Origin of the sequence: Mycobacterium sp. E3247 (assembly GCF_001667785.1) — a bacterium.
Lineage (GTDB): Bacteria > Actinomycetota > Actinomycetes > Mycobacteriales > Mycobacteriaceae > Mycobacterium.
Map to the genome: position 1 here is coordinate 1 of NZ_LZJG01000115.1, position 25,759 is coordinate 25,759.

The window sequence follows — 25,759 nt, forward strand, 5'->3', positions numbered from 1 at the left end:
CCGCGACGAGTACCGCTACACCGAAAGCCTGGTCTACCCCGCGCTCGGGGCCGGCGCCCGATCCGTCCTCGTGCTGGGTGGCGGCGACGGCCTGGTGGCCCGCGAACTGCTGCGGCAGCCGGGCATCACCGACATCGTGCAGGTGGAGCTCGACCCCGCGGTGATCCAGCTGGCGCGCACCACCATGCGCGCGGCCAACGGCGGTTCGCTGGACAGCCCGCGGGTCAAGGTGGTGATCGACGACGCGATGCGCTGGCTGCGCGCACCGCACCCGGACGTCATCCCGGCCGGGGGCTTCGACGCCGTCATCGTCGACCTTCCCGACCCCGACACCCCGGTCCTGGGCCGGCTCTATTCGACCGAGTTCTACGCGCTCATCGGGCACGCGCTGGCCGCCGACGGCCTCATGGTGGTGCAGTCGGGCAGCCCGTTCTCGACGCAGACGGCGTTCTGGCGCACCGCCTCCTCGATCCGGGCGGCCGGCTACACGGTGACGCCGTACCACGTGTACGTGCCGACGTTCGGCGACTGGGGTTTCGTCCTGGCGCGCCGCGGGGGCAGCGCCCCCACGCCCGTCGTGCCGCCCAACGCGCCGCCGCTGCGCTTCCTCAACCAGCACGTGCTCGACGCCGCCACAGTGTTTCCCGACGACACCCGGCCCCGCGCTTTGGACCCGTCGACGCTGGACAATCCGCGCATCGTCGACGACATGCGGCACGGGTACGACTAGGGCGTTTCGAACTTCGCCGGCGCTTTTTCGCGTCCCGCGGCGCACACTGAGCAGCGAGCGCCGGACATCTCGCGGTTTCTGGTGTTGGGATCGGTAGCCCACCGCTACCGGTGTACTTGCAAAGCGACGCCACCTAGGCGACCCGCCGGACGCAAGCCGAAGGAACGCACATGGACATCGCCAGAAAAATGTTGCGGGCCGCGGCCGGCCTGCTTCTCTCAGCCGGCCTTGCAATCGCAGGCATCGGACTGACCCAGGGCATCGCGTATGCCAATAAGGGCCCGTTCACGTGGTGTCCAGGGCAGTCCATGGAGTGGCCGAGCGGGCCGAATTCGTCCCGCGGTGTCGCACAGAACTACGTCTGGGATATGTCTGTGTGCCACACGTGGTACATCGTCGCCGACGGGTGGGGCAACGTTCCGCGGATCGCGCTCAACGGACAGCCGACGCTGCAAAGTTCACACACCTGGGACGGCGACAATCCGCCGCCCGACAATCCCTCGGGCGTGAATTGCGGCCCGGGTTGGTGCCCCGTGCCGCCGCACTATGACCCGGGGTTCCACGGATAAGCCGGTGACGGGAGAGCAAGGAGTCGACATGAGCATCAACGAACAGTCTCCCGCGTCGCGCCCGTTCGTGGCGTCCTGCTCGATCTACTCGCCCAATTGGGCCAAACTGACCGGCAAGCGCGCGACGATCTACATCCAGATCGGCTTTTGGGCGATCGTTTTGAGTGTGGTGCTGATGATGGTTGGACGCACCTTTGGCAACTCACGCGGCTCCCACCGGTCCTTCCCGAACGTTCCCGGCCCGGTGATCGCCTACGGCTGGCTGGCGTTGTTGGCCGTTTTGGGGTTCGCCCTCGGCGCCCTGTTCCTTTGGCGATGGCGCCGCAAGTACCACCTGGACGTCACACCCGAGGGGCTCACGATCGACGGGGGTCGGGGCGATTTCTACTCATTCGCTGACGCCCAGCTAGGCCTGTGGGCGAGTACGGGGCTGGCGCTTCATCTGCGACGGGGCCGCCACCGATTCATTCTCGGCGGACGCGACTGTCGCGTTGGCCCGACGACACCGCTCAGTGCCCCGCCGGCGCCGCTCGTCGACGCCTGGTTGTCCCAGCCGGAGTTCGTCGCGATGTTGTCCCTGAGCGGCCGCTGGCGCGGCTTGGCTGTGGGCGAACCCGCACCGGGGGATCCGGTTCGCTGTGTGCTGTTTCCGAACCCTTTGTTGATCCAGCAGATGGGGCCGTTCGCGCTGATGAAGAAACAGCGATTGACGCAATCCCTGTCACAGCCGCAGCTGTTCATCGACGTCGATGACGACACGATCCGGGTGATCGACGCGGACAGCAACGCGCTTACCGCCTCGGCATCGCTCTCGCAGGTGACCGCGACCAGGGCCACCTACCGGCTCGACGATGTTGCCGGCCAGTACTTTTCCACGATGCCCGCTGTGACCCTTGGCGTTCCCGGTTCCCAACCACTGACCATCGGATGCCGGGACTTCAGCGGGCTGAAGCAGCGATTCCTATGGGGCGAAAACGTGGCCATGATCAACGACCCTCCGGCTTATGCCGTCTCGGGCGCCGACTGGATGACGCTGACAGCAAAGCTCCACTTGGCCTCGTAATGCCGACGACCGGCCGACCCTCAGTCCTCGTCGAGGGCGGCCAGAACCTCGTCGGACAGGTCGACGTTGGTCCAGACGTTCTGCACGTCGTCGCTGTCTTCCAGGGCGTCGACGAGCTTGAACACCTTCCGGGCGCCGTCGACGTCCACCGGCACGCTGACCGAGGGCTGGAAGCTGGCCTCCGCGGACTCGTAGTCGATGCCGGCGTCCTGCAGGGCGGTCCGCACGGCGACCAAGTCCGTTGGCTCCGAGATGATCTCGAAGCTTTCGCCCAGGTCGTTGACGTCCTCGGCGCCCGCGTCCAGCACGGCGGCCAGCAGGTCGTCCTCCGTCAGCCCGTTCTTCTCCAGGGTCACCACGCCCTTGCGGGTGAACAGATACGACACCGAGCCCGGATCGGCCATGGTTCCGCCGTTGCGGGTCACCGCCACCCGAACCTCACCGGCCGCGCGGTTGCGGTTGTCGGTCAGGCACTCGATCAGCACCGCCACGCCGTTGGGCCCGTAACCCTCGTACATGATCGTCTGGTAGTCGGCGCCGCCGGCTTCCTCGCCGGCACCGCGCTTGCGGGCGCGCTCGATGTTGTCGTTGGGCACCGAGGTCTTCTTCGCCTTCTGGATGGCGTCGTAGAGGGTCGGGTTGCCCGCCGGGTCCCCGCCCCCGGTACGGGCGGCGACCTCGATGTTCTTGATCAGCCGGGCAAACTCCTTGCCCCGGCGCGCGTCCTTGACGGCCTTCTGGTGCTTGGTGGTGGCCCACTTGGAATGGCCGCTCATCGGTGTCTCTTACCTCTTCTGTCTTCGAATTCTGTCTTCGAAAGTTCTGTCTTCGAAAGTTCGCCAGACGAGTCTACGTGCACGTCGAGCGTGGGCTTTATGTACGTGATCGGCCCCGAATTCGTCCATAGGCCCCACACTCGATGCAGCGGGCGTCAGCGTTCAGGCGACGCCGTTGACGATGTCCACGAAGAGCTGGTGGACGCGGCGATCGCCCGTCATCTCGGGGTGAAACGCCGTCGCCAACTTGGCGCCCTGCCGCACCGCGACCGTGTGCCCCGACGCCTCGGCCAGCACCTGCACCTCGGCACCGGCGCGCTCGACCCACGGGGCGCGGATGAACACCGCGCGCACCGGGCCGTCCAGACCGGCGAACGGTATGTCGCCCTCGAACGAATCGACCTGACGCCCAAAGGCGTTGCGGCGCACCGTCATATCGATCGCACGCAGCGGCAGCGCCTCCCGGCCGCCCGCGCCAGCGTCGAGGATCTCGCTGGCCAGCAGGATCATGCCCGCGCACGCACCGTAGGCGGGCAGCCCGTCGGCGAGCAGCCCGCGCAGCGGCTCCAGCAGGTCGAGGTCGAGCAGCAGGTGGCTCATGGTGGTGGACTCGCCACCGGGAATGACCAGCCCGTCGACCTTCTCCAGCTCGTCGCGGCGCCGCACCGGCATCGCCTCGGCCCCGGCTTCGTCCAGCGCGGCCAGGTGTTCGCGGGTATCCCCCTGCAGCGCCAGCACCCCGATTCGGGGACCGCTCACGGCTGGAATCCGAGCTGGAAGCGGGTCAGCCCCTCCTGCATGACCGCCGCCACCATCTCGCCGGACTGGGTGAAGATCTTGCCCTGGCACAGCGAGCGGCCGCCGCTGGCCGACGGCGACGACTGGTCGTAGAGCAGCCACTCGTCGGCCCGGAACGCGCGCATGAACCACATCGCGTGGTCCAGCGACGCCACCTGCAGGTGCTCGCGCACGTCGAGGTGGTTGACCTGCGCCGATCCCAGCAGCGTGAGGTCGCTCATGTAGGCCAGGGCGCAGATGTGCAACACCGGATCGTCCGGCAGCGGGTCACGGTGGCGAAACCACACCTGCTGCTGGGAGGCCTTGCCGGGCGACAGCTGCAGCTGGTCGCGCGGCACGATGCAGACGTCCCACTCCTCGAACTGCTTGAATCCGGCGTCGTCGAACACCTTGATCGAGTCCAGGCCGGGCAGCCCCTCGGGCGGGGGCGCGGCCGGCATCACGTCCTGGTGGTGGATGCCCTCCTGGTCGGTCTGGAAGGACGCCCCCATGCTGAAGATGATTTCCCCGTGCTGGATCGCGTTGACGCGCCGGGTGGCGAACGACCCGCCGTCGCGGGTGCGCTCGACGATGAAGACCGTGGGCTCGCTGGCGTCCCCGGGCCGCAGGAAGTAGCCGTGCAGCGAGTGCACCTGGTAGCGCGGGTCGACGGTGCGCACCGCCGAGACGAGCGACTGGCCGGCGACGTGGCCGCCGAACGTGCGCTGGAAATATCCCGACTCCGGGCTGAACACCCGACCGCGATAGATGTTGACCTCAAGTTGCTCGAGATCAAGGATCTCTTCGATCGCCACTGACTGTTCTTACCAGCCGCGTTCGGCCAGCCGATGGGGCTGCGCGATCTGCTCGACATTGATGCCCACCATCGGCTCGCCCAGGCCGCGCGACACCTTGGCCAGCACGTCCGGGTCGTCGTAGAACGTGGTGGCCTTGACGATGGCGGCGGCGCGCTGCGCGGGATCCCCCGACTTGAAGATGCCGGAGCCGACGAAGACGCCCTCGGCGCCCAGTTGCATCATCATGGCCGCGTCGGCCGGGGTGGCGATGCCGCCGGCGGTGAACAGCGTGACGGGCAGCTTGCCGGCGCGGGCCACCTCGACGACGAGCTCGTACGGCGCGCGCAATTCCTTTGCGGCGACGTATAATTCGTCCTCCGACATCGAGGTCAGCCGCCGGATTTCACCGCTGATCGCCCGCATGTGCGTGGTCGCGTTGGAGACGTCTCCGGTGCCGGCCTCGCCCTTGGACCGGATCATCGCCGCGCCCTCGCTGATGCGGCGCAGTGCCTCGCCCAGGTTGGTCGCCCCGCACACGAACGGCACGGTGAACTTCCACTTGTCGATGTGATGGGTGTAGTCGGCCGGGGTCAGCACCTCGGACTCGTCGACGTAGTCGACGCCGAGGCTCTGCAGGATCTGCGCCTCGACGAAATGCCCGATGCGCGCCTTGGCCATCACCGGGATGGTGACCGCGGCGATGATGCCCTCGATCATGTCCGGGTCGCTCATCCGCGACACGCCGCCCTGGGCGCGGATGTCGGCGGGCACCCGTTCCAGCGCCATCACCGCGACGGCGCCGGCGCCCTCGGCGATGCGGGCCTGCTCGGGGGTGACGACGTCCATGATGACGCCGCCCTTGAGCATCTCGGCCATGCCGCGCTTGACCCGCGCGGTTCCGGTGCGTCCGCTGCCGTTCGGTGACGCGGCGGTATCCACTGCTGATCTCCTTCAACCGTTGTCGCCCCAGTCTAGTGGGGGGCGCGACACGGATTTGCCAACCGCCGAGCGACAAAGGGCCGATTGGCCCTAGGCCCCGAAATCGAGCCCTTGCTACACACGTCTTCGTTAGCTTGCTCACACCGTTGCTGCGAGGCGACGGATAGCGGGGCCACGTAGTTGCGGGACGGCGGCCGTCGACCGGGCTGAGGAGGGGTCGGGATGGTGCCGGATTTTGGGCTGCTGCCGCCCGAGATCAATTCCGGTCTGATCTATGCCGGTCCGGGCTCGGGGTCCGTGCTGGCCGCCGCGTCCGCGTGGGCGGGGTTGGCCGCCGAACTGGGCTGGGCGGCGTCGTCGTATGCGACGGTGGTCGCGGCGTTGACGGGCGGCCCGTGGCTGGGTCCGTCGGCCGTCGCGATGGCGGCCGCGGCCAGCCCCTTCGTCACCTGGTTGGCGGCCACCGCGATCGAGGCCGAGCAGGTGTCGACCCAGGCGATGGCGGCGGCGGCCGCGTACGAGGCGGCGTTCGCGATGACCGTGCCGCCGCCCGTGATCGCCGCCAACCGCGCCCAGTTGATGACGTTGGTCGCGACGAACTTCTTCGGTCAGAACACCCCCGCGATCATGGCCACCGAGGCGCAATACACGGAGATGTGGGCCCAGGACGCCGCCGCGATGTCCGCCTACGACGCCGCCACGCTGGCGGCGGCCGCCCAGTTGACGGCCTTCACCGAACCGCCCGACGGCCTGGGCGCCGCCCCTCAGGCCGTCGACAGCCTCGCGACCGCCGCGGATTCGGCGGCGACCCAGACGCAATCGGTCACATCGGACGCCCAGCTGATGTCGTCGCTGTTCGACTCGTTCGGGCTCTCGCCGTCGTCGGCCTCGGGGCTGTCGCCGCTGGAGATGCTCTCGATGAGCGGCGAATTCGCGCTGCAACCCATGAGCGTGCTGATGAGCCAGCTCGTCGGCCAGTTCATGGGTGGCGCCGACCCGTTGATGAGCGGCGCCGTCGGCGGCATGCCGTCGATGGGTTCGGTATTGGCGTCCGCCGGTTCGGCCATGGGGACCACGAGCCCGTCCCAACTCGGCGCCCCCGCGGTGCTGGCGGACGTCGGACGGGCGGGTTCCGTTGGGGCGCTGTCGGTTCCGCCGAGCTGGACCACCGAGGTGCAGGCGACGTCGCCGGCTGGGCCGGTTGCCGGGTTACCGGCCACCGGTGTTAGCCAGGTGACGCCCAACCTGCCGAGGGTGCCGTTCAAGCCCGCGGTCAGCACGGGTGGGCGCGGGGTGGCCGGGGTTGCCCCGGCGGCCGAGGCGTCGCGCTCCGGCGTGGTGGCGCGCCCGGTGGTCGGCTAGGCGGGCGGCGATGCGATGTCGTATGTGATCACGGCCCCGGAGACGTTGACGGCGGCCGCCGGCGATTTGCAGGGAATCGGTTCGGCGATCGCCGCCGCCGACGGCGCGGCGGCCACCCCGACGACCATGGTGTTCCCCCCGGCCGCGGACGCGGTGTCCCTGCGCACCGCGGCTCTGTTCGCCACGTACGGCCAGCGCTACCAGGAGCTAGCGACGCGCGCGGAAGCCTTCCATCAGCGGCTCGTGCAGACACTGCTCGGCAGCAGCGATTCGTATGCCCAGGCCGAAGCCTCCAACGCGGCCGCCACGCAACTGACGCCGGCGCTGCCCTCGCAACAGACGGTGAGTGGAGGCTTGAGCTTGGCCAGCCAAGCGCCAAGCACCCCGACGACGACGTCGTCGACCAACGTGGCGTTGATCATGGGCGGCACCGGGAACCCGCAACCCACCCCCTCCTACGTGACCTCGGTCTACAACACCTACATCGCGCCGCATTACCCCGGCTATACGCCGGAGGGCCTGACCACGCCGGAGGACTTCTGGCCCGTCACCGGCCTCACGAGCGAAACGTTCGGCCAGTCGGTCCGACAGGGCGTGACGATTCTGAACAACGCGATCCTGACCGAAACCGGCGCAGGCAATCATGTTGTCGTCCTGGGCTATTCGCAAAGCGCCACCATCGCCACCCTGGAAATGCGCTATCTGGACGCCCTGCCCGCAGCCATCCGGCCGAGTTCGGACCTGCTGTCGTTCGTGTTGCTCTCCGACCCAAACGTTCCGGGCACCGGCATCCTGACGCACTTCATCCCCGGCTTCGGGGCGTTTCACGTGGTGACCCCGGTGGACACCCTCTACCAGACCGCCATCTACACGCTGCAATACGACCCCGTCGCCTACTTCCCGCGGTCGATCTTCAACATTGCGGCCGACCTCAACGCCCTGTTGGGCTTCCCCTACCTGCACGGGACCTACCCGACTCTGAGCGCGGCGCAGGTCGCCACGGCCATCCAGACGCACATCGGGATGACCACCTACTACCTGATTCCCACACAAAACCTGCCCCTCCTGGACCCGCTGCGCCTGATCCCCGTCTTCGGCAACCCGCTGGCCGACCTGCTCCAGCCCTTCCTGCGCCCGTTCGTCGACTTCGGTTACGCCACCGGCCTTCCCGGACCGTTCCAGACCCTCTCGGTCACCGTTGCCGGTGGCCTGAGCCCGGTTGGCGCGCAGGCGATTCCGGAATCACTGTCCGCGGGGTTGAGCCTGCCACCGGAGTCGCTCGCCGCGGGGTTGAGCCTGCCGCCCGACCTCCATGTCGCGATCGACGGGTTCTAGCGGTCAGCGGATGGATTGCAGCGGGCCCGGGACCCGGCCGCCGGCCAGCGCGGCCGCGTCGTTGAGCAGTTCAACGAGCTGCATCGGGTACACCGTCTCGCCGGCCGCCGCCAGCCGGAGGATGTCCGCGGCATCGCACCAGCGGTGACCGTGGATGTAGCTGTGTTCCAAATTCGTTCGGCCCGCATCGGAGGGCTCGAACCGGCGGGTGCGGTAGACGAAATAGAACTCTTCACTGTCGATCAGGGAGCCGTTGAACTCGAACACCTCGTCGCGCCGCCAGACGGGGCCGACCATCTCGCCGGGTGCGACCCGCAGCCCGGTCTCTTCGGCCAGTTCCCGGGCGGCGGCCTCGGCCAGCCGCTCCCCCTTGTGCACCTCGCCGCCGACGGTGATCCACCATTTCGGCGCTTCGTTCTTGAGTGGGTCGCGGCCGATCGCCGGATCCGATCCGCGCAGCAGCAGCACCGCGCCCGTCTCGTCGAGCAGGACGACGCGCGCCGACGTGCGGTGGTTGAGCACCCCGTGGTCGCCGTGGGCCAACGCGTGCGGCCGCTCGACGATTTCGAAATAGCTGGGTAGCGCGGCGGTCCCGCCGAGGCGAAGGGTTCGGACCAGGAACCGCTCGCGCAGTGCAAGGGTGTCGCGGACCGCGTCGTTGTGGAAGCGGCGGGCCAGCAGCACCCGGGCCTCGGCGTCGGCCAGCTCGGCGATCAGCCCGGCCGGCAGCGATGCCGGGTCGACGATCGCGAGCGCGGCCGACAGCTGGTTCTCGCAAGCCTCGCGGTCCTGCCGCGGCGCGGCCTCGGCGGCGTCGGCCAGCGCGGCCAGCCGCCTGCCCTCGGAGGCGCCGCCGTACGCGTCGATGGCGACCGCCCGGGCGACCACCGCGCGCCGCGCCAACGCTCCGTCGAGCGCCTGCCACGACAGGTCGTAGCGGACGTGCAGCCGGTCCAGCCGGTTCGCCGTCTGATAGGCCCAGGCGCCCAAGATGGCCAGCAGCCCGACCAGCACCGCGATGGCGACCATCCACGTCATCAGCCGGCCACCTCGACCTTGGCGCCGGACGCGGCGACCGTCTCGTAGACCCGCATGATCTGGCTGGCCACCACCGACCAGTCGTAGCGCTGGACGGCCGCCGAACCGGCGGCCACAAACCGTTCGCGCAGCACATCGTTTTCTAGCACCGAAACCAGGGCGTCCGCGAGCGCAGCGCCGTCACCGACGGGCACCAGGCACCCCACCTCGCCGTCGAGCAGCACCCGCCGAAAGGCGTCCAGGTCGCTGGCCACCACCGCGGTGTCGGCGGCCATGGCCTCGACCAGAACGATGCCGAAGCTCTCGCCACCGACGTGCGGAGCGCAGTACACGTCGGCGCTGCGCATCGCCGACGCCTTCCCGGCATCGTCGACCTGACCCAAGAAGCGCATGTGCTTCACCAGTTCGCCTGCCTGGCCACGCAATTCGTCCTCATCGCCGCGGCCGACGATGAGCAGTTGCACGTCCGGAAACCGCTGAACCACCCTGGGCAGCGCATCGAGCAGGACCGACATCCCCTTGCGCGGCTCGTCGTAGCGGCCCAAGAACAGCACCGTCTTGCCGGGCCGCGGGTAGCCGTCCAGCGGCGGCGCGGAGGCGAACGAGTCGACGTCCACCCCGTTGGGGATCTCGACCGCGTCGGTGCCCAGGGCCTCCATCTGCCAGCGGCGGGCCAGATCGGAGACCGCGATCCGCCCGACGATCTTTTCGTGCATCGGCCGCAGGATGCCCTGGAAGACGGTCAGCGTCAGCGACTTGGTGGTCGAGGTGTGAAACGTCGCGACGATGGGCCCCTCGGCGATGTTGAGCGCCAGCATCGACAGGCTGGGCGCGTTGGGCTCGTGCAGGTGCAGGACATCGAAATCACCCAGCATGAGCCACCTCTTCACCTTGCGGTGCGTCGCCGGGCCGAACCGCAGCCGGGCCACCGAGCCGTTGTACGGAATCGGAACGGCCTTGCCGGCCGAGACGACGTAGTCGGGTAAGACCGCTTGCGGCGACGCCGGCGCCAGCACGCTCACCTCGTGCCCGCGGCGGCGCATCACCTCGGCCAGCTGCAGGACGTGCGACTGCACCCCGCCCGGTACGTCGAACGAGTAGGGGCACACCATCCCGATTCGCATCAGGTCTCCCGGAGGCGCGCCCGTTTAGCGTCGGACAGGTCGGCCAGCCACTGGGGTTGCAGCATGTGCCAATCCTCGGGGTACGCGGCGATGTTCTTGGCGAACTGGTCCGCCAAGGCCTGGGTGATCGCGCCGACGTCGCCGCTGCTGCAATCCAGCGGCGGCTGCATCCACACCCTTGAGCGGTCGTCCTCGAACCAGCAGTGCGACGGCAGCAGCGCCGCCCCGGTCTCGATCGCGAGCTTCGCCGGGCCCGCAGGCATCCGGGTGGGTTCGCCGAAGAAGTCGACCTGAACCCCGGTGCGGGTGAGGTCTCGCTCGGCCATCAGGCACACCACCCGGTTGGCCCGCAGCCGCTCGCACAACACCTCGAAGGGGGGCCGTTCGCCCCCGGACAGCGGCAGCACCTCGAAGCCGAGGCGTTCGCGGAAGGCAATGAAACGCCGGTACAGCGACTCGGGTTTGAGCCGCTCGGCAACCGTGGTGAAAGTGCCGTGTGTCTGCGCGAGCCACACCCCGGCCATGTCCCAATTGCCACTGTGCGGCAACGCACATATCGCGCCGCGGCCCGTGGCCAGCGCCGCCGCCAGATTGTCTTGCCCGTCGACCGAATCGTGGAGCTGGCTCGCCAGCTTGCGGTGGTCCATCGTCGGCAGCCGGAACGCCTCCCGCCAGTAGCGGGCGTAGGAGGCCAGCGAGGCCCGCATCAGCTCGTCGGGCACCTCGGCGGGCGGCACGCCGATGACACGGGCCAGGTTCTTGCGCAACTGCTCGGGGCCGCCGCCGCGGGCGGCGTAGCGCGCTCCCGTGTCAAACGCGGTGCGCGCCGCGAATTCCGGCATCGCCCGCACAGCCATCCAGCCGGCCGCGTATGTCCAGTCGGTCGCGGTGCGAGTCACCAGGCCGCCGATCATGGCTGACCCGTTCTCGGCATGCGCTCCGTCGCGCCGGGCGAGGTCCACACCGTGCGCATCCGCTGCAGGCAGGTGACCACGCTGGCCGCCGCCAGCAGCCACATCGCCACCGGCAGCGCCGGCGGCCAGGCCACAAACGGGAAGTCCGACACCCCGGCGCCGACCAGCACGATGATCAAGCGTTCCGGGCGTTCGATGAGGCCGCCGTCGCCGCGCAGCCCGCTGGCCTCGGCCCGCGCCTTGATGTAGGAGATCACCTGCGACGTGACGAGGCAGATCAACGTCGCCACCGCCAGCAGCTTGTCGTGCAGCCCGAAGGCCGCCCACCACAGCAGCCCGCAGAACACCGCCCCGTCGCTGACCCGGTCGCACGTGGCGTCCAGCACGGCGCCGAACCGGGTGCCGCCCCCGCGCTCGCGGGCCATGGCGCCGTCGAGCATGTCGAACAGCACGAAGAACCAGACGACCAGCGTGCCGATGAACAGCTTGCCCATCGGGAACAGCGTCAGCGCCCCGGCCACCGCCACGATGGTGCCCAGAACGGTGACCGCGTCCGGTGTCAGCCCGATCCGCAGGCACGCCCGGGCGGTCGGTGTGGTGAGCCGCGCGAACGCCGCTCGCGACAGGAACGGCACCTTACTCATGACTGGTTAGCCCACTCCGTGGCCAGCAGCCGGCGGGTTTCGCGCAGCAACTGCGGGATCACCTTGGACCCGCCGATGATGGTGATGAAGTTGGCGTCGCCGCCCCAGCGCGGCACGACGTGCACGTGCAGGTGTTCAGCCAGCGACCCGCCCGCCGAGGTGCCCAGATTGAGGCCGACGTTGAAGCCGTGCGGCCGCGACACGTTCTTGATGACGCGAATAGCCTTCTGTATGAAGGCCATCAGCTCCGCGCTCTCCTCGACGGTGAGGTCCTCCAACTCGGACACCCGCCGATACGGCACCACCATCAGGTGCCCCGGGTTGTAGGGGTAGAGGTTGAGGACGGCGTAGACCAGTTCGCCGCGGGCGACCACCAGGCCTTCCTCGTCGGACAGTTGCGGGATGTCGGTGAACGGTTGCTCGGTCTTGCCGTTATCGCGCTTCATCGGCGCTTCGGCGAGATACGTCATCCGGTAGGGCGTCCACAACCGTTGCAGGTGGTCGCTCTGGCCGACACCGGTGTCCAGGATGGTGTCATCGACGCGGTCGTCGGGATCACTCACCGCCGGTTACCTTCACGAGTTCGGCTGTGGGGACGGCATTTTCGCGATCCGCGATCCAAGCCACGATGGCGTCGACGGCGCTGTCGCGGGGCACGCCGTTGATCTGGGTGCGGTCGCCGAAGCGGAAACTCACCGCCTCCGCCTGGACGTCGCGGTCACCGGCCAGCAGCATGAACGGCACCTTCTGGCCGGTGTGGTGGACGATCTTCTTGGCCATCCTATCGTCGCTGCCGTCCACCTCGACCCGCACTCCGTGCGATTTCAGCTGCGCGGCAACGCTGTTCAGGTAGGGCAGGTGTTCGTCGGCGACCGGGATGCCGACCACCTGCACGGGCGCCAGCCACGCCGGGAAGGCCCCCGCGTAGTGCTCGGTGAGGATGCCGAAGAACCGCTCGATCGACCCGAACAGCGCGCGATGGATCATCACGGGCCGCTGCCGGGTTCCGTCCGGGGCGGTGTACTCCAGCTCGAAGCGTTCCGGGAAGTTGAAGTCCACCTGGATGGTCGACATCTGCCAACTACGGCCCAGCGCATCGCGGGCCTGCACGGAAATCTTCGGGCCGTAGAACGCGGCGCCGCCGGGGTCGGGAACCAGTTCCAGGCCCGACTCGGCCGCCACCTCGGCAAGCGAGTTGGTGGCCTGCTCCCACATCTCGTCGGTGCCGACGAACTTCTCCGGGTCCTTGGTGGAGAGCTCCAGATAGAAGTCCTCCAGGCCGTAGTCGCCCAGCAGTTCGAGCACGAACCGCAGCAGCGACGCCAATTCGCCGTGCAGCTGCTCGCGGGTGCAGAAGATGTGCGAATCGTCCATCGTGAACCCGCGCGCCCGGGTGAGCCCGTGCACCACACCGGACTTCTCGTAACGGTAGACGGTCCCGAACTCGAAGAGCCGCAACGGAAGTTCGCGATAGGAACGCCCTCGCGACCGGAAGATCAGCGTGTGCATCGGGCAGTTCATCGGCTTGAGGTAGTAGTCCTGCCCCGGCTTGCGCACGGTGCCGTCCTCGCCCAGTTCGGCGTCCAGGTGCATCGGCGGGAACATCCCGTCGGCGTACCAGTCCAGGTGGCCCGAGGTGTGGAAGAGCTGCGCCTTGGTGATGTGCGGGGTGTTGACGAATTCGTAGCCGGCCTCGATGTGCTTGCGCCGCGAATACTCCTCGAGCTCCCTGCGCACCACGCCGCCCTTGGGGTGGAAAACGGCCAGCCCGGAACCGATCTCGTCGGGGAAGCTGAACAGGTCCAGCTCGGTGCCCAGCTTGCGGTGGTCGCGGCGCTGCGCTTCCGCGAGCATCTCGAGGTGGCGGTCCAGCGCCTCCTGCGACTCCCACGCCGTGCCGTAGATGCGTTGCAGGCTGGCGTTCTTCTGGTCGCCCCGCCAGTAGGCGGCGGAGCTTCGGGTCAGCTTGAACGCCGGGATGTGCTTGGTGGTCGGGATGTGCGGTCCGCGGCACAGGTCGCCCCAAACCCGTTCGCGGCTGCGGGGATTGAGGTTGTCGTAGGCGGTGAGCTCGTCGCCGCCCACCTCCATGATGTCTGGGTCACCGGACTTGTCGTCGACGAGTTCGAGCTTGTAGGGCTCGTTCGCCAACTCCGCGCGCGCCTGGTCCTTGGACTCGTAGACCCGGCGCTCGAACAGCTGTCCGTCTTTGACGATCTGGCGCATCCGCTTCTCCAGCGCCGCCAGATCCTCGGGGGTGAACGGCTCCGCCACGTCGAAGTCGTAGTAGAAGCCATCGGTGATGGGCGGCCCGATCCCCAACTTGGCGTGGGGGAACATTCCCTGGACGGCCTGGGCCAACACGTGCGCGGCCGAATGCCGGATGACGCTGCGGCCCTCGTCTGTGTTGGCGGCGACGGGGACGACCTCGACGTCGGCGTCGGGCACCCAGCTCAGGTCGCGCAGCTTGCCGTCGGCGTCGCGCACCACCACGATCGCGTCCGGCGCCCCCCGGCCCGGCAGCCCAGCCTCGCGGACCGCGGCGGCCGCCGTAGTGCCGGCGGGAACCCGGATGGGGGCCTGCGGGTCGCCGCCATCGGCCTGCGGCGATCGCAAGCCCGGCTCGGCCGGGCGCTGCGGGTCGCCGCCATCGGCCTGCGGGGTGGGCTGTGCGGCGGCACTCATCGGGTCAATTCTCCAGGCTTGGGCATGTCGGAACGATCGCGACCATGCTATCCGTGTGGCCGACCGCGGCCCCACACCGCCGGGCCGCCACTGATTGACCCCTCGATCGAAGTGCGCCTACCGTGCCAGCGTGGTTACCACCATCGAACGGTTGGCCGGGTGGGCCGCTGACCTTCGTCTCGACGATGTCCCCGACGCGGTGGTCGACCTCTGCCGTACCCAACGCCGATCCGTGTTCGCGGCCACGGCCGCATCGGCCGGCGACGTCGCGTCACGGCGCGTGCTCGCCGGCGTCGAAACTTGGGCCGGCGACGGGCCTGCGGTGGTGCCGGGATTGCACCGTTCCGTCGCCGTCGACGACGCCCTCTACGCCGCGGCCGCGTTGTCGATCGCGCTCGACTTCGACGACTACATGTGCTTCGCGCACGCCGGCCACTCCGCCGTCTGGGTACCGGTACTCCTGGCCGCCGAGACCGGCGCCTCGGCGGCCGAGCAACTCACCGCCCAGGTGGCGGCCAACGAGCTCGAGGCCCGCTTGGGGGGCGCCTGCCTGCTCGGGCCGCTCAATGGCCAGCTGTGGTCGTTCGTGCATGCCGCCGGAGCCGCCGTCGGCGCTGGGCTGCTGCTCGGACTCGATGCGGGACGGTTGGCCCATGCCCTGGCCCTTGCCCTCTACCAGGCTCCGCGCGCCACCGTGCCGGGCTTCATGGCTCCCGATTCGAAGCTGCTGACGGCCGCGGAACCGACTGTGGCCGGCGTCCGGGCCGCCCGACTCGCCGGCAGCGGCGTCACCGGTCCGCTGGACGCCCTCGACCACCCGCAGGGCTTCTTCGATGCGTTCTCCTACGCGCCGCTGCCCGCACTTCTGGGTGGTCTCGGCTCCGGTTGGGCGACACGGACTCTGAGCGTCAAGCGGTATCCGGGCTGCGCTTATGTCGACACGGCCGTCGACGCGCTGCACAAACTCGGGCCGCCGCCGCCCGACGAGGTCGCGTCCGTGGTCGTCGATGCGGGCGTGCTGACGTGCGGGATGGATGCCATGTCGCACGGGTACACGGCCGGCCGCGTGCCCACACCGGTGACCATCAACTTCTCGATCCCGTGGACCGTGGCCGCCACTCTTGTTGCCGGGCGGCTCACACCGGACGAAGTCAACGAGGAATGGCTGGCCGGCCACCACCGCGAGCTCGCCGAGGTCGCCGCCCGGGTGTCGTTGCGGCACGACTGGTCGCTCACCCTGCGAACGGCCGAAGCGATGGCACCGCTTCTTCCGGTTCGCGCCATGACGGCCGGCACGCCGACGCGCCGGCTGCTCGGCGCCGTCCGGCGAACTCGCCGGGAACACAAGGGCGTTCGCTTCGCCCTCGGCGACGGCATCGCTCTACTCCGCGCCCTGCGGGACGGCGGACTCGGCGCGGCCGGGCGAGCGGCGACAGGACAGTTGTGGGCGCCGGCAGCACTCGACGCATTCACCATGACGTTCCCGGCCCGGGTGCGGGTCAGGCTGCGCGGCGGCCGGGAGTTGGCGGCCGAATGCGATGTTCCCCACGGCGGAGCCGGCAACGTGAAGACCAGTCCCGACGCGGTCAGCCGCGAAAAGCTTTTGGGCAGTGGACCTGCGGTGTGGGGCCAAAAGCGGTCCGACGACATCTTCGCGGCGATCGATGCCGACGCCGACGACCTGTGGCGCCTGCTCGCTCGTCAGGGCTGACCGGGCTTGAGCCGGACGAACAGGGCCTCGGCTTCGGTCAGCAGCGTGTCGCCGTCGGTCAAACGGCCGGACACGAAGATCTTGCGACCGTCGACCCGGTCGACGCCGGCGTCGAAGTGCAATTCCTTCTCGATCGGCACGATGTGGCGGTAGTCGATCTTGAGGTAGGCGGTGCGCTGGTAGGGACCCCCGGTCAGCACCGAGGACGTCAACCCAAGCACGCTGTCGAACAACATTCCCAGGCATCCGCCGTGCACGGCGCCGTTGCGGCCGAGATGGAACCGGGCGAACCGGGCGGAGCCCTGGATGCGGCCGTCGTCGGTCTTGCGGGCCTTCATGGGCACGCTCAGGATGTTGCCGCGCATCGGCAGGTCCATCCGGCGCCCCGACGGAGAGTTCCATTCGTCGGCGTCGAACGGGCTCAGCAGCGCCGACAGCTTGTCCAGCAGGTCGGCGGCCTCGGTGATCACCGCGTCGGGGGCGTCCACGGCGCGGGCGTGGTCCTGCAGGGTGCGCACGGCGTCGATGAACCTGCCGTAGTCGGGGCCGCCCTTGGTCGTCGGCTCCGGCGGATTGAACCCACCGCCGGGATGCCCGGCCTGTCCGCTGGTCACCCGGACACCGTATCCGGGCCACGAGACTGCAACTACGGACGGGCCGACCCGCGAAACGCGTCGTGGAATACAGTTTCGCGGGCCAAACTGAGAGTCAGACCGTCTGTTGAGCCCCGGCCGCCGAGAGGGTGTCGAACTCCTCGTCGGACAGCGTGATCTCGGCGGCGGCGACGTTCTCCTCCAAATGCGCCACCTTCGACGTGCCCGGAATGGGCAGCATCACCGGCGACCGCTTCAGCAACCAGGCCAGCGCGAGTTGCGACGGGCTCGCGTGGTGCTCGGCGGCGATGCGCTGCAGCGGGCCGTCGGCGGCTGCCAGCGGCCCGGCCGCCAGCGGGAACCACGGGATGAACGCGATGCCCTGCTCGGTCGCGGCGTCCAGCAGCGGTTCGGCGCCCCGGGCGGACAGGTTGTACATGTTCTGCACCGAGACGATCTCGGTGATCTTCTCGGCCTCCGCCAGTTGGTCGACGTTGACCTCCGACAGGCCGATGTGGCGGATCTTGCCTTCGTTCTTCAGCGTCAGCAGCTCGCCCACCTGGTCGGCCAGCGGGAAGTCGCGGTCGATGCGGTGCAGCTGGAACAGGTCGATGGTGTCGACGCCGAGGCGGCGCAGGCTCATCTCGCATTCCTGGCGCAGATAGCTCGGGTTGCCCAGCGGGATCCAGACGTCCGGTCCGGTGCGCAGCAGGCCCGCCTTGGTCGCGATGACCAGCCCGTCGTACGGGTGCAGCGCCTCGCGAATGATCTCCTCGGCGATGTAGGGACCGTAGGAGTCGGCGGTGTCGATGAAGTTCACGCCGAGTTCGACGGCGCGCCGCAACACCCTGACGGCCTCGTCGCGGTCAGCCGGCGGCCCCCAGACGCCCTTCCCGGTCAGGCGCATGGCGCCGAAGCCGAGCCGGTTGACGGTCAGGTCGCCGCCGAGGGTGATCGTTCCGGATGCTTCTGCAACGGTTTTCGAGTTCTGTGCGGTCACTTTTACGACCGTACGCCGGAAATGTCGGCGCGCATCCCGGCGTGGCAAGCTGGGCGGGTGGACTTAGCAGCGCTCGAGGGGCTCCCGCTGACCTACACCGAGGTGGGCGCGACGGCCTCCGGCACGCTGCCCGCGGGTTACGGCCACCTGCACACCGAGACCCAGATCGGCACGGGCCGGCAGCGCTTCGAGCAAGCCGCCCACGCCGTCATGCGCTGGGGCATGCAGCACGGGGCCGGCCTGCGGGTGAAGGCCAGCTCCGAGGTCGCCGAGCTCGACACGGTGGTGGTGGTGCGCATGGGTTTCCTGCCCGCGCCGTGCCGGGTCGTCTATGTCGTCGACGAACCCGACATCCGCGGATTCGCCTACGGCACCCTGCCCGGACACCCGGAATCCGGCGAGGAACGCTTCGTGGTCCGGCATGACCCTGTCACCTCCGCGGTGTTCGCGGAGGTGACGGCGTTCTCGCGGCCGGCCACCTGGTGGAGCAAGGCGGCGAGGCCGGTCGTGTCGGTGGCCCAGCGCGTCATCGCCAAGCGCTATCTGCGCGGCGTCTGAGCCGATCACCGGCGTGGCCGACGCCCTGGCGCCGCACGGGCCCGACGCCCGGCTATGCCCCGGGCAGGACCGCTGTTGCGTCGTCCTGACCCCGGGCGACGGGTAGCCCGCCGCTACTTACCCCAGCCGGACAGCAAACGCTCTGCGCCCGAACACATTTCGTCGATCACCTCGGCGACCGGTGCGTCGTCGCGGATCATCCCGACGCCCTGACCGGCGTCCACCGGGGCGACCCGGCGGTCGTCGGCCGCGATGGACGCCGCGAGTTGGTCGCAGGCCTGCGGGTCGAGCGCGTCCTCCTTGCCGGTCCAGCGCTCGACGAAGTCGTTGGTCAACACCCGGGACGGGAATCGCGCGGGCCACGGCCGGGCCTGGGCGACGTCGAAGGCCCGGGTGACCGCGGTGTCGGTGGCCCGGGCCGCGATCAGTGCGCGGCGGCTGCCGTCGCCGGAGAGCGCCTCGGGACAGGCGGCCAGGCGGGTGCCCACCCACGCGCCGCTCGCCCCGGCGGCCAGCACGGCGGCCAGGCTGCGCGCCGACGCGACCCCGCCGCCGGCGAGCACCGGCACCGAGACGGCATCCAGCACACTGTCGAGCAACGGCAGGGTCGCGAGCTTCGTCTCCCCGTGCCCGCCGCCCTCCGAGCCCCGGGCCACCAGAATGTCGACGCCGGCATCGGCCGCCGCTCGCGCCCCGAGGCCGTCGTACACCTGGGTGGCGGTCGGGATCCCGGCGTCGTGGGCTTTGGCGACCCATGACCAGTCGGTGCCGAAACTGACCGACAGCAGCGCCGGCCGCGCGGCCAGGGCGTCGTCCAGCAGACCCGCCTCGGTGCGCATCACCCAATCGACCAGGCCGATGCCGAACCTGCCCCGCACGTGCTCCAGCTGGGTCCGGAGCAGTTCCCTCGTCGCGACGCTGCCCATGCCGACCATGCCCAGACCGCCCGCGGCCGTGACCGCCGCGGCCAGCCGGCCACCGGCGACCCCGCCCATCGGCGCGTTGACGATCGGTACCCGCAGCCCGAAGTCCCGTGACCAGGGCGTGGAAAGCATCGGCTAGTGAGCCGAGGGGATGGTCTTGAGGACGGTCAGCATGACCACCGAATCCTCGACCGCCTGCAGGGCGTGCCGTTCCCGCGGGATCGCGACATAGTCGCCGGCCTTGCCGTCCCACGCGTCGGCGCCGGTGGTCAGGCGGACGTGACCCTGCAGCACCTGCAGCGTCGACTCACCCGGGTTGTCGTGCTCGGAAAGTTCGTGGCCGCCAAGCAAAGCCAGCACCGTCTGCCGGAGCTCGTGGGTGTGGCCACCGTGGATGGTGTGGGCAGCCCGCCCGCTGTGCGATTCCTTGGCCTCGGCCAGCTTTTCGGATGCGAGGCCGGTCAACGAGATCGATTCCATAGCTGAGTCCTTTGCGGTTGAGCGGAGGCGATCAGGCCGTCAGTAGCAGTATCCCCGCCACGACGAGCGCGCCAACCTTGACCACCTCCAAGGCCACATACACGTAGTGGGCTCGGGAACGCGGCCCCTCCGACCCGGCGAGCACACTGTCGGATCGCCGCGTCAATCGCGGGCGCACCGCGATCAACTGCAGGGCCAGCGCGCCGACGGCGACGAAGATCGCCGCGGCGGTGCCCGCCCGCGTCGGGCCGGCGACCACGATCGCCAGGACGACAAGGGCGAAGCAGACCTCGACGGTGTTGAGAGCGCGAAACACCAGGCGCCCGATGCCGAGCCCGATCTGCAAGGTCACGTTGGGCGCGCGGAACTTCAGCGGCGCTTCCAGGAAGGAAATGGCCAGCACCATGCCGAGCCACACGAAGGTGACAGCGACGGCGATCGCCGGGCCGGTGCTCATGTGGCCGCGTTCTGCAACGCCAGGTGCGCCACACACAGATCCGGTTCGACGAACGCGTCGAGCCGCTCGACTGACACCGGCGCCCCCCAGGCCTCCATGGCGCCCTGCATGAGGCCCAGGTGCACGGGACAGACGACGGTGGTCCGGTTTTCGGCCAACTCCAGGAACGGGCAGTGCCGCAGGCCGACCTGTTGGTCCCCGTCGGCCGCCCGGCGCTCGGGCGCGAAGCCGAGTTCGTCGAGCATGTTGACCAGATGGTCGATGGCGTCGTCGGCGCTGGCGGGCCGCGTGGGCACCGCTTCCAGGCTGGATTCCAGTTTGTGCCCCCAGGCCCGGCCCGCGGCCTGGGCCTTGGCGCCCGCATCACGTTCTCCGGCGAACGCCGTGGCCAGGATCTCGGCGAGCAGGCGGTAGTGCCGCGTGCCGCCGCGGTCCATCTGCCGGACGGCGCGGAACATCAGCGGAGGGCGGCCCGGCCCCTTGCGGCCCGGTTCGACATGCTCCACTTGCCCGTCGCCGACCAGGCTGTCGAGGTGAAAGCGAACGGTGTTCGGGTGCACGCCCAGCATTTCGGCGATCGCGGCGATGCTCATGGGGTCGGGTGATCTGCGCAAGACCCGCAGCACCTCGCGGCGCCGGCTGGCGGATTCCCCGATCGACGGGGGCGGCAACTTCACGGGACCCTCACGCTCCTTCCGCTTGGTCGGCCCTCGGCTGAGCGGCCACCAAAGGCGTGTCTACACCGAGCGGCCCCAGCTTGGCCGCCCCACCTGGAGATCCCAAGGGGGCGTCGCGGCCCGGCAGCGTCTCGGCGAAGAACGCCTCATTGTCGGCCAGGTACGGTCTGAGCTCCTCGGGCAGGTCGTCTTCGTAGTAGATGGCGTCGACCGGGCACACCGGTTCGCACGCGCCGCAGTCCACGCATTCGTCGGGATGGATGTAGAGCGCCCGGCCGCCCTCGTAGATGCAGTCGACGGGGCACTCCTCCACACAGGCACGGTCCATCACGTCGATGCACGGCTTTCCGATCACGTACGTCATGCGGCTGAGTTTACACAATGACTCTTGTAAAAACGAGGGCCTAGGGAGAACATCCGCCGGCATCGCGGTCGACGGCCTAAACGCTTTGGGCCGATGCCGGTTTCGCGTCTTCGGGATGGGCGAGCCGGTATACCTCGATCAGCCGCGCCACATCGGTGGGGGTGACGATGCCGACCACCTGGTCGCCCTCGAACACCAGGGCGCGGCTGCGCGGACCGGCGGGCGCCATGCGCTCCAGCAGGGCGGTCAGCGGCTCCTGGGGAGCACCGGAAGGCACCTCGTGCAGCGGTTGCGCGACGTCGCCGACGGTGGTGGTGGTGCGCCGCCCGGGCGCGACGTCCCGCAACTGCCGCAGCGTGATCAGCCCCGAGACCGCGCCACTCTGGTCGACGACCGGGTACGCCGAGTGGCGGTCGCCGAGCACGTAGCGCTGGACGAAGTCGTCGACGGTGATCCACCCGGGAGCGGTATGGGGCCGGGCCGTCATGGCGTCGGCGACGCGCACCCCCAAAAACATCTGCTGGGTCGATATCCGCATCTCCTCTTCGCGACTGGCCGCGAAGATGAACCAGCCGATGAAGGCCAACCAGACGCCGCCGACGAGCCCGCCCAACAGAAATTCGGCCAAGCCCAACGCGATCAGGATGAACGCGACCACCCGGCCGGCGTGCGCGGCCCCGATGCTGGCGCGCACGCTGTCGCCGTGGCGGCGCCACAGGAAGGCGCGCAGCACCCGGCCACCGTCCAAGGGCGCGCCCGGAAGCAGGTTGAACAGGCCCAGCAGCAGGTTGATGCCCGCCAGCCAGGAGGCGACGCCGACCACGATGGGGGCGGCGTCGGCCATCGGCAGCACCACAACGAGGCCGCCGAAGAGGGCCGCCAGCGCAAGGCTGGTGGCCGGGCCGGCAATCGCGATCCGCAACGCCGCCCGGGGTGTCTTCGCCTCGCCGCCCAGGGTCGTCACACCGCCGAACAGCCAGAGCGTCACGCTCCCCACGGCCACCCCGGCGCGGCGGGCGACCACGGCGTGCGCCAGTTCGTGCGCCACCAGCGAGGCCAGCAGCACCAGCGCGCCACACGCTCCGGCCGCCCAGTAGGCGACCGGCGAATACCCCTTGACGCTGCCGGGAAGGGTGCTTGCCAGGCTCCAGGTGAACAACCACAGAATGACCAGCACGCTCCAGTGGACATTCACCGGAAAGCCGGCGATCCGCCCCAGCGGGATCGCATCGCGCACCTCAAACCTCCAAAGTCGTTGCGGCCGGGCGATTAGACCGCCGTCTCCTCTCCGAAAGTAGGGCGGCGCCGGGGTCGTCACTAGGGCCGTTGGACCTCGCTGGCGCCGCCGATCGGCCTACTTTGGACACGGTCAAAACTCGCACCTCCGTCCCAGGCAACCGCCGCTGAACGTGGCGTCGGCGGCGAGCAGCGCCTGGTCGGAACCGACGTAACTGAGCACCTGTCCTTCCCGGGTGCCGTAGCGGTAGACGGTGATGCCTTTCACTTTGGCCTTCCACGCGGCCAGGTAGATCGCGCGGACGTCCTCGACCGTCGACTCCGCCGGCAGATTGACGGTCTTGGAGACCGCGGCGTCGACGTGCCGCTGCACGGCGGCCTGCATCCGCAGGTGCCATTCCGGGGCGATTTCCGCCGCGGTGGGGAACGCCGCGCGCACCTCGGGGGGCACGTGCGGGTCTCCGCGCACGCCGCCGCACCGGGCGATCTCGGCGATGAGGTCGGGATGGTAGAAGCCTCGGTCGCGGGCGAGGCGGTCGAAGCACGGGTTCACTTCGAGCAGCCGTCGCCCGATGACGGCACGCACGTAGGCGATCGCGAACATCGGCTCGATCCCCGCGCTCGTGCCGGCGATCAGGGAAATCGTGCCGGTCGGTGCGATCGAGGTGAGCTGGGCGTTGCGCCGTGGCGCCGACCCCGCAAACCGGCTGTCGCCGAAGGCCGGAAACGGTCCGCGTTCCTCGGCCAGTCGCTCCGAGGCGGCGTGCGCAACCCGGCCGATGGTGCGGGCGATCCGCCCGGCCAGTCGAACGCCCCGTTCGCTGTCGTACGGAATGCCCAGGCCGGCCAGCATCTCGGCCAGGCCCATCACGCCCAGCCCGACCTTGCGTGTGGCCGTGGTGGCCGCCTCGATCTCGGGGAACGGGAAGCGGCTGACGTCGATGACGTCGTCCAGGAAGCGCACGGCGAGATCGGCCACCGCCGCGAGGCGGTCCCAGTCGACGCCACCGCCGCTGACCATCCGGGCCAGGTTGATGGACCCCAAGTTGCACGATTCGTAGGGCAACAGCGGGACTTCGCCGCACGGGTTGGTCGCCTCGATCCGGCCCAGCGCCGGCGTGGGATTGGCGCGGTTGATCGTGTCGAGGAACACCAGCCCCGGATCCCCACACCGGTGCGCCGCCTCGCAGATCGCGGTGAACAGGTCGGCAGCGGAGACGGTCGCGACCGTCGCGCCGGTCCTCGGGTTGACCAGGCGGTGGCTGCGGCCTGCCCCGACGGCGCGCAAGAACTCGTCCGTCACCCCGACCGAGAGGTTGAACTGGTTGAGCTCGCTCGGCGAGCCGGATTTGGCGGTGACGAAGTCGTAGATGTCGGGGTGCGACACGTCCAGCACGGCCATGGACGCGCCGCGCCGGCGACCACCCATCGAGATGACCGCGGCGGCGTAGTCGAAAAGCCGCAGAAACGACAGCGGCCCGCTGGCCGTGCCCCCGGTGCGGGCCACCAGGTCACCGGCGGGCCGCAGGTGGCTGAACGCGTAGCCGGTCCCTCCCCCGGCCTGGTGGATGTCCGCGCCTTGGGCGAGCGCGGAGAAGATCGAGTGCAGCGAATCCTGCACCGGGAGAACGAAACAGCCGGAGAGCATGCCCAGCTCGGTACCGGCGTTCATGAGCGTCGGCGAGTTGGGCAGGAACTCGAGGCCGCGTAGCATCGCCGAAAATCGTTGGGACCACATGGCCGAGGACCCGCGACGGTACCGCTCCTCGGCTGCCGCGACATGGTTCGCGACGCGGTCCATCATTTCGCCGGTCGACTCCACGGGCCTGCCACGGTCGTCTCGCCGCAGATAGCGTTCGCCCAGCACCGTCACGGCCGCCACACTCAATTTCAGTTCATCGCGCACGCCTATCAGCTCTTTGGTCGCGCGCAGCTCGGCATGCTGCTGGCGGTAGACGACGTAGGCGCGGGCCACGTCGTCCAAGGCGGCCGCCCCCAGCTGCGCCTCGACCAGATCCTGGATGTCCTCGACCGTGGGAATACCGCTGCGGGACCGACCCACCAGGGCGTCGGCTACCGACCTGGCGAGCGCACCGGCCAGGTCGGGGCCGCGATGCCCGGCCTCGCGCGCTGCCCGGGCGATCGCCGTTTCGATGCGGCCCAGGTCGAACGGCACCAGGCGCCCGTCCCGGCGCCGGACGCTCGACGGCCACCGTGCGGACCGCGCTGTCCCGACCATCATCCGAGTATCCCCGTCGCGCCAAAAGTCGTCGCCCGAAACGGGATAAGGACTTCCGTCCCTACCCTGGCGCCGGCTCGCGTGGTCGGATCGAAGGTGTCCGTTTCAGGCAAGTGACAACACAAGTGACAACATCTGTAGGAGAAGACAATGACCACCAGCCTGCCCGCGGCCCAAAAACCGCACCCGCTGTTCCCCGAGTTCTTTTCGGCGTTCCCGTCCTTTGCCGGACTCCGTTCGATGTTCGACACCCGGCTCATGCGGTTGGAAGACGAAATGGTCGACGGCCGCTACGAGGTGCGCGCCGAGATCCCCGGCATCGACCCGGCCAAGGACATCGATATCACGGTCCGCGACGGTCAGCTGACCATCAAGGCCGAGCGCAGCGAGAAGAAGGAATTCGACGGCCGATCGGAATTCTCCTACGGCTCGTTCGTCCGCACCGTGTCGCTGCCGTCCAACGCCAACGAGGACGACATCAAGGCCACCTACGACAAGGGCATTTTGACTGTTTCCGTGCCGGTTTCGCAGCCCGCACCCGAGGAGAAGCACGTCAAAGTCGCCGCCAAATAGCCGGCTGAAGTGCGGGCCCGGGCAGCGTCGCCCGGGCCCGACCTGCTGGTTACGCGGGCGGATTCCGGTGATGACTTTGGGCCCTATCCGCAATCTTCGCGTGACGCAATAATGGCGACGTCTGACGTAATTTTGCTGGTGCGATTTGCGGCCGAACAAAGGAGCATCACGGCTATGGGCAATAGCCCGACGATG

The 25,759-nt window shown here is 69.2% G+C and carries 26 protein-coding genes and 2 pseudogenes; 9 read left to right on the top strand and 19 right to left on the bottom strand.

The features are described from left to right. From A9X04_RS05770 to A9X04_RS05780, 3 genes and pseudogenes are all read left to right on the top strand, one after another. Positions 1-730, top strand: a pseudogene (locus A9X04_RS05770) (spermidine synthase); the annotation flags it as partial. Positions 731-900: 170 nt separating this feature from the next. Continuing rightward, entirely contained in the window at positions 901-1,299 is a 399-nt protein-coding gene (locus A9X04_RS05775; RefSeq protein ID WP_067918587.1) for a hypothetical protein, read from the top strand. Positions 1,300-1,327: 28 nt separating this feature from the next. Continuing rightward, a complete protein-coding gene (locus A9X04_RS05780) occupies positions 1,328-2,362 on the top strand; it encodes a hypothetical protein (RefSeq protein ID WP_067918589.1) in 1,035 nt (344 codons plus the stop codon). Positions 2,363-2,382: 20 nt separating this feature from the next. On the opposite strand, the gene A9X04_RS05785 is transcribed toward A9X04_RS05780, so the two are convergent. The 4 genes from A9X04_RS05785 to pdxS all read right to left on the bottom strand — a co-directional run bounded on the left by A9X04_RS05785 (position 2,383) and on the right by pdxS (position 5,588). Further along, positions 2,383-3,138, bottom strand: coding sequence for a YebC/PmpR family DNA-binding transcriptional regulator (locus A9X04_RS05785; protein WP_067751758.1), 756 nt, complete (start codon positions 3,136-3,138; stop codon positions 2,383-2,385). Between the two features lie 162 nt (positions 3,139-3,300). Next, positions 3,301-3,897, bottom strand: coding sequence for a pyridoxal 5'-phosphate synthase glutaminase subunit PdxT (gene pdxT / locus A9X04_RS05790; protein WP_067918591.1), 597 nt, complete (start codon positions 3,895-3,897; stop codon positions 3,301-3,303). Next, a complete protein-coding gene (gene tesB / locus A9X04_RS05795) occupies positions 3,894-4,730 on the bottom strand; it encodes an acyl-CoA thioesterase II (RefSeq protein WP_067918593.1) in 837 nt (278 codons plus the stop codon). Before tesB ends, pdxT begins: the two co-directional genes overlap by 4 nt. 9 nt (positions 4,731-4,739) lie before the next feature. Continuing rightward, entirely contained in the window at positions 4,740-5,588 is an 849-nt protein-coding gene (gene pdxS, locus A9X04_RS05800) for a pyridoxal 5'-phosphate synthase lyase subunit PdxS (RefSeq protein ID WP_231980461.1), read from the bottom strand. A gap of 285 nt (positions 5,589-5,873) precedes the next feature. On the opposite strand from pdxS, the gene A9X04_RS05805 reads away from it, so the two are divergent. After that, the gene (locus A9X04_RS05805) at positions 5,874-7,013 is read left to right on the top strand and encodes a PPE family protein (RefSeq protein ID WP_067918597.1); all 1,140 of its coding nucleotides are present in this window, start codon (positions 5,874-5,876) and stop codon (positions 7,011-7,013) included. Between the two features lie 15 nt (positions 7,014-7,028). Beyond that, positions 7,029-8,348, top strand: a complete 1,320-nt coding sequence (locus tag A9X04_RS05810) for a PE-PPE domain-containing protein (RefSeq protein WP_067918599.1) — start codon at positions 7,029-7,031, stop codon at positions 8,346-8,348. Between the two features lie 3 nt (positions 8,349-8,351). On the opposite strand, the gene A9X04_RS05815 is transcribed toward A9X04_RS05810, so the two are convergent. From A9X04_RS05815 to thrS, 6 genes are read right to left on the bottom strand one after another with little or no spacing between them, the layout of a single operon-like run. Beyond that, a complete protein-coding gene (locus A9X04_RS05815) occupies positions 8,352-9,386 on the bottom strand; it encodes an NUDIX domain-containing protein (RefSeq protein WP_067918601.1) in 1,035 nt (344 codons plus the stop codon). Next, entirely contained in the window at positions 9,386-10,510 is a 1,125-nt protein-coding gene (locus tag A9X04_RS05820; RefSeq protein WP_067918602.1) for a glycosyltransferase family 4 protein, read from the bottom strand. Before A9X04_RS05820 ends, A9X04_RS05815 begins: the two co-directional genes overlap by 1 nt. Next, positions 10,510-11,424 (bottom strand): phosphatidylinositol mannoside acyltransferase, encoded by a 915-nt coding sequence (locus A9X04_RS05825; protein ID WP_067918668.1) that lies wholly within the window; start codon positions 11,422-11,424, stop codon positions 10,510-10,512. The genes A9X04_RS05820 and A9X04_RS05825 overlap by 1 nt, the downstream gene beginning before the upstream one ends. Beyond that, positions 11,421-12,068 (bottom strand): phosphatidylinositol phosphate synthase, encoded by a 648-nt coding sequence (pgsA, locus tag A9X04_RS05830; RefSeq protein WP_067918604.1) that lies wholly within the window; start codon positions 12,066-12,068, stop codon positions 11,421-11,423. The genes A9X04_RS05825 and pgsA overlap by 4 nt, the downstream gene beginning before the upstream one ends. Continuing rightward, positions 12,065-12,631 (bottom strand): HIT domain-containing protein, encoded by a 567-nt coding sequence (locus A9X04_RS05835; RefSeq protein ID WP_067918606.1) that lies wholly within the window; start codon positions 12,629-12,631, stop codon positions 12,065-12,067. Before A9X04_RS05835 ends, pgsA begins: the two co-directional genes overlap by 4 nt. After that, entirely contained in the window at positions 12,624-14,753 is a 2,130-nt protein-coding gene (gene thrS, locus A9X04_RS05840) for a threonine--tRNA ligase (RefSeq protein ID WP_067918608.1), read from the bottom strand. The genes A9X04_RS05835 and thrS overlap by 8 nt, the downstream gene beginning before the upstream one ends. Before the next feature lie 130 nt (positions 14,754-14,883). Between thrS and A9X04_RS05845 the strand changes: the two genes are divergently transcribed. Continuing rightward, on the top strand, positions 14,884-16,464 hold the full coding sequence (locus tag A9X04_RS05845; protein ID WP_067918610.1) for an MmgE/PrpD family protein: 1,581 nt from the start codon (positions 14,884-14,886) through the stop codon (positions 16,462-16,464). Here the strand turns inward: A9X04_RS05845 and A9X04_RS05850 are convergent. Then, a complete protein-coding gene (locus A9X04_RS05850) occupies positions 16,455-17,078 on the bottom strand; it encodes a PaaI family thioesterase (RefSeq protein ID WP_067918612.1) in 624 nt (207 codons plus the stop codon). The two genes, A9X04_RS05845 and A9X04_RS05850, sit on opposite strands and share 10 nt — an antisense overlap. Positions 17,079-17,172: 94 nt before the next feature. Then, positions 17,173-18,057, bottom strand: a complete 885-nt coding sequence (locus A9X04_RS05855) for an aldo/keto reductase (protein WP_067918614.1) — start codon at positions 18,055-18,057, stop codon at positions 17,173-17,175. Between the two features lie 57 nt (positions 18,058-18,114). Between A9X04_RS05855 and A9X04_RS05860 the strand changes: the two genes are divergently transcribed. Together A9X04_RS05860 and A9X04_RS30260 are read left to right on the top strand one after the other, a co-directional pair. Continuing rightward, positions 18,115-18,615: a DUF1990 family protein gene (locus tag A9X04_RS05860; protein WP_067918616.1), complete on the top strand. Its 501-nt coding sequence runs from the start codon at positions 18,115-18,117 to the stop codon at positions 18,613-18,615. 4 nt (positions 18,616-18,619) lie between these two features. Then, positions 18,620-18,721 (top strand): annotated as a pseudogene (locus A9X04_RS30260) (transcriptional regulator); the annotation flags it as partial. A 7-nt stretch (positions 18,722-18,728) separates the two neighbouring features. Here A9X04_RS30260 and A9X04_RS05865 read toward each other — a convergent pair. The 7 genes from A9X04_RS05865 to A9X04_RS05895 form a co-directional block, all read right to left on the bottom strand. Then, positions 18,729-19,670, bottom strand: coding sequence for a nitronate monooxygenase family protein (locus A9X04_RS05865; RefSeq protein ID WP_067918618.1), 942 nt, complete (start codon positions 19,668-19,670; stop codon positions 18,729-18,731). A 3-nt stretch (positions 19,671-19,673) separates the two neighbouring features. Next, positions 19,674-20,018 carry a cupin domain-containing protein gene (locus tag A9X04_RS05870; protein ID WP_067918620.1) on the bottom strand — a complete coding sequence of 115 codons (345 nt, stop codon included), beginning with the start codon at positions 20,016-20,018 and terminating at the stop codon, positions 19,674-19,676. Positions 20,019-20,049: 31 nt separating this feature from the next. Then, a complete protein-coding gene (locus A9X04_RS05875; protein ID WP_067918621.1) occupies positions 20,050-20,475 on the bottom strand; it encodes a hypothetical protein in 426 nt (141 codons plus the stop codon). Beyond that, positions 20,472-21,152: a metalloregulator ArsR/SmtB family transcription factor gene (locus tag A9X04_RS05880; RefSeq protein WP_067918623.1), complete on the bottom strand. Its 681-nt coding sequence runs from the start codon at positions 21,150-21,152 to the stop codon at positions 20,472-20,474. Before A9X04_RS05880 ends, A9X04_RS05875 begins: the two co-directional genes overlap by 4 nt. 7 nt (positions 21,153-21,159) lie before the next feature. Next, positions 21,160-21,516: a ferredoxin gene (gene fdxA / locus A9X04_RS05885; protein WP_067918625.1), complete on the bottom strand. Its 357-nt coding sequence runs from the start codon at positions 21,514-21,516 to the stop codon at positions 21,160-21,162. 76 nt (positions 21,517-21,592) lie between these two features. After that, complete coding sequence (locus A9X04_RS05890) at positions 21,593-22,753, bottom strand: site-2 protease family protein (protein ID WP_067918627.1); 1,161 nt, start codon at positions 22,751-22,753, stop codon at positions 21,593-21,595. 132 nt (positions 22,754-22,885) lie between these two features. Continuing rightward, positions 22,886-24,991 (bottom strand): adenosylcobalamin-dependent ribonucleoside-diphosphate reductase, encoded by a 2,106-nt coding sequence (locus tag A9X04_RS05895; protein ID WP_067918670.1) that lies wholly within the window; start codon positions 24,989-24,991, stop codon positions 22,886-22,888. Positions 24,992-25,141: 150 nt separating this feature from the next. Between A9X04_RS05895 and A9X04_RS05900 the strand changes: the two genes are divergently transcribed. Next, positions 25,142-25,564, top strand: coding sequence for an Hsp20/alpha crystallin family protein (locus A9X04_RS05900; protein WP_067918629.1), 423 nt, complete (start codon positions 25,142-25,144; stop codon positions 25,562-25,564). Positions 25,565-25,759: the final 195 nt, after the last annotated feature.

What these genes read in the sequence shown, in the direction of transcription:
- A9X04_RS05895 (WP_067918670.1), bottom strand. Translation starts at nt 24,991, where the DNA reads ATGGTCGGGACAGCGCGGTCCGCACGGTGGCCGTCGAGCGTCCGGCGC.
- pdxS (WP_231980461.1), bottom strand. Translation starts at nt 5,588, where the DNA reads ATGGCCGAGATGCTCAAGGGCGGCGTCATCATGGACGTCGTCACCCCC.
- A9X04_RS05805 (WP_067918597.1), top strand. Translation starts at nt 5,874, where the DNA reads ATGGTGCCGGATTTTGGGCTGCTGCCGCCCGAGATCAATTCCGGTCTG.
- A9X04_RS05775 (WP_067918587.1), top strand. Translation starts at nt 901, where the DNA reads ATGGACATCGCCAGAAAAATGTTGCGGGCCGCGGCCGGCCTGCTTCTC.
- A9X04_RS05815 (WP_067918601.1), bottom strand. Translation starts at nt 9,386, where the DNA reads ATGACGTGGATGGTCGCCATCGCGGTGCTGGTCGGGCTGCTGGCCATC.
- A9X04_RS05810 (WP_067918599.1), top strand. Translation starts at nt 7,029, where the DNA reads ATGTCGTATGTGATCACGGCCCCGGAGACGTTGACGGCGGCCGCCGGC.
- thrS (WP_067918608.1), bottom strand. Translation starts at nt 14,753, where the DNA reads ATGAGTGCCGCCGCACAGCCCACCCCGCAGGCCGATGGCGGCGACCCG.
- A9X04_RS05900 (WP_067918629.1), top strand. Translation starts at nt 25,142, where the DNA reads ATGACCACCAGCCTGCCCGCGGCCCAAAAACCGCACCCGCTGTTCCCC.
- A9X04_RS05780 (WP_067918589.1), top strand. Translation starts at nt 1,328, where the DNA reads ATGAGCATCAACGAACAGTCTCCCGCGTCGCGCCCGTTCGTGGCGTCC.
- pgsA (WP_067918604.1), bottom strand. Translation starts at nt 12,068, where the DNA reads ATGAGTAAGGTGCCGTTCCTGTCGCGAGCGGCGTTCGCGCGGCTCACC.
- A9X04_RS05820 (WP_067918602.1), bottom strand. Translation starts at nt 10,510, where the DNA reads ATGCGAATCGGGATGGTGTGCCCCTACTCGTTCGACGTACCGGGCGGG.
- A9X04_RS05785 (WP_067751758.1), bottom strand. Translation starts at nt 3,138, where the DNA reads ATGAGCGGCCATTCCAAGTGGGCCACCACCAAGCACCAGAAGGCCGTC.
- A9X04_RS05865 (WP_067918618.1), bottom strand. Translation starts at nt 19,670, where the DNA reads ATGCTTTCCACGCCCTGGTCACGGGACTTCGGGCTGCGGGTACCGATC.
- A9X04_RS05870 (WP_067918620.1), bottom strand. Translation starts at nt 20,018, where the DNA reads ATGGAATCGATCTCGTTGACCGGCCTCGCATCCGAAAAGCTGGCCGAG.
- A9X04_RS05825 (WP_067918668.1), bottom strand. Translation starts at nt 11,424, where the DNA reads ATGATCGGCGGCCTGGTGACTCGCACCGCGACCGACTGGACATACGCG.
- A9X04_RS05875 (WP_067918621.1), bottom strand. Translation starts at nt 20,475, where the DNA reads ATGAGCACCGGCCCGGCGATCGCCGTCGCTGTCACCTTCGTGTGGCTC.
- fdxA (WP_067918625.1), bottom strand. Translation starts at nt 21,516, where the DNA reads ATGACGTACGTGATCGGAAAGCCGTGCATCGACGTGATGGACCGTGCC.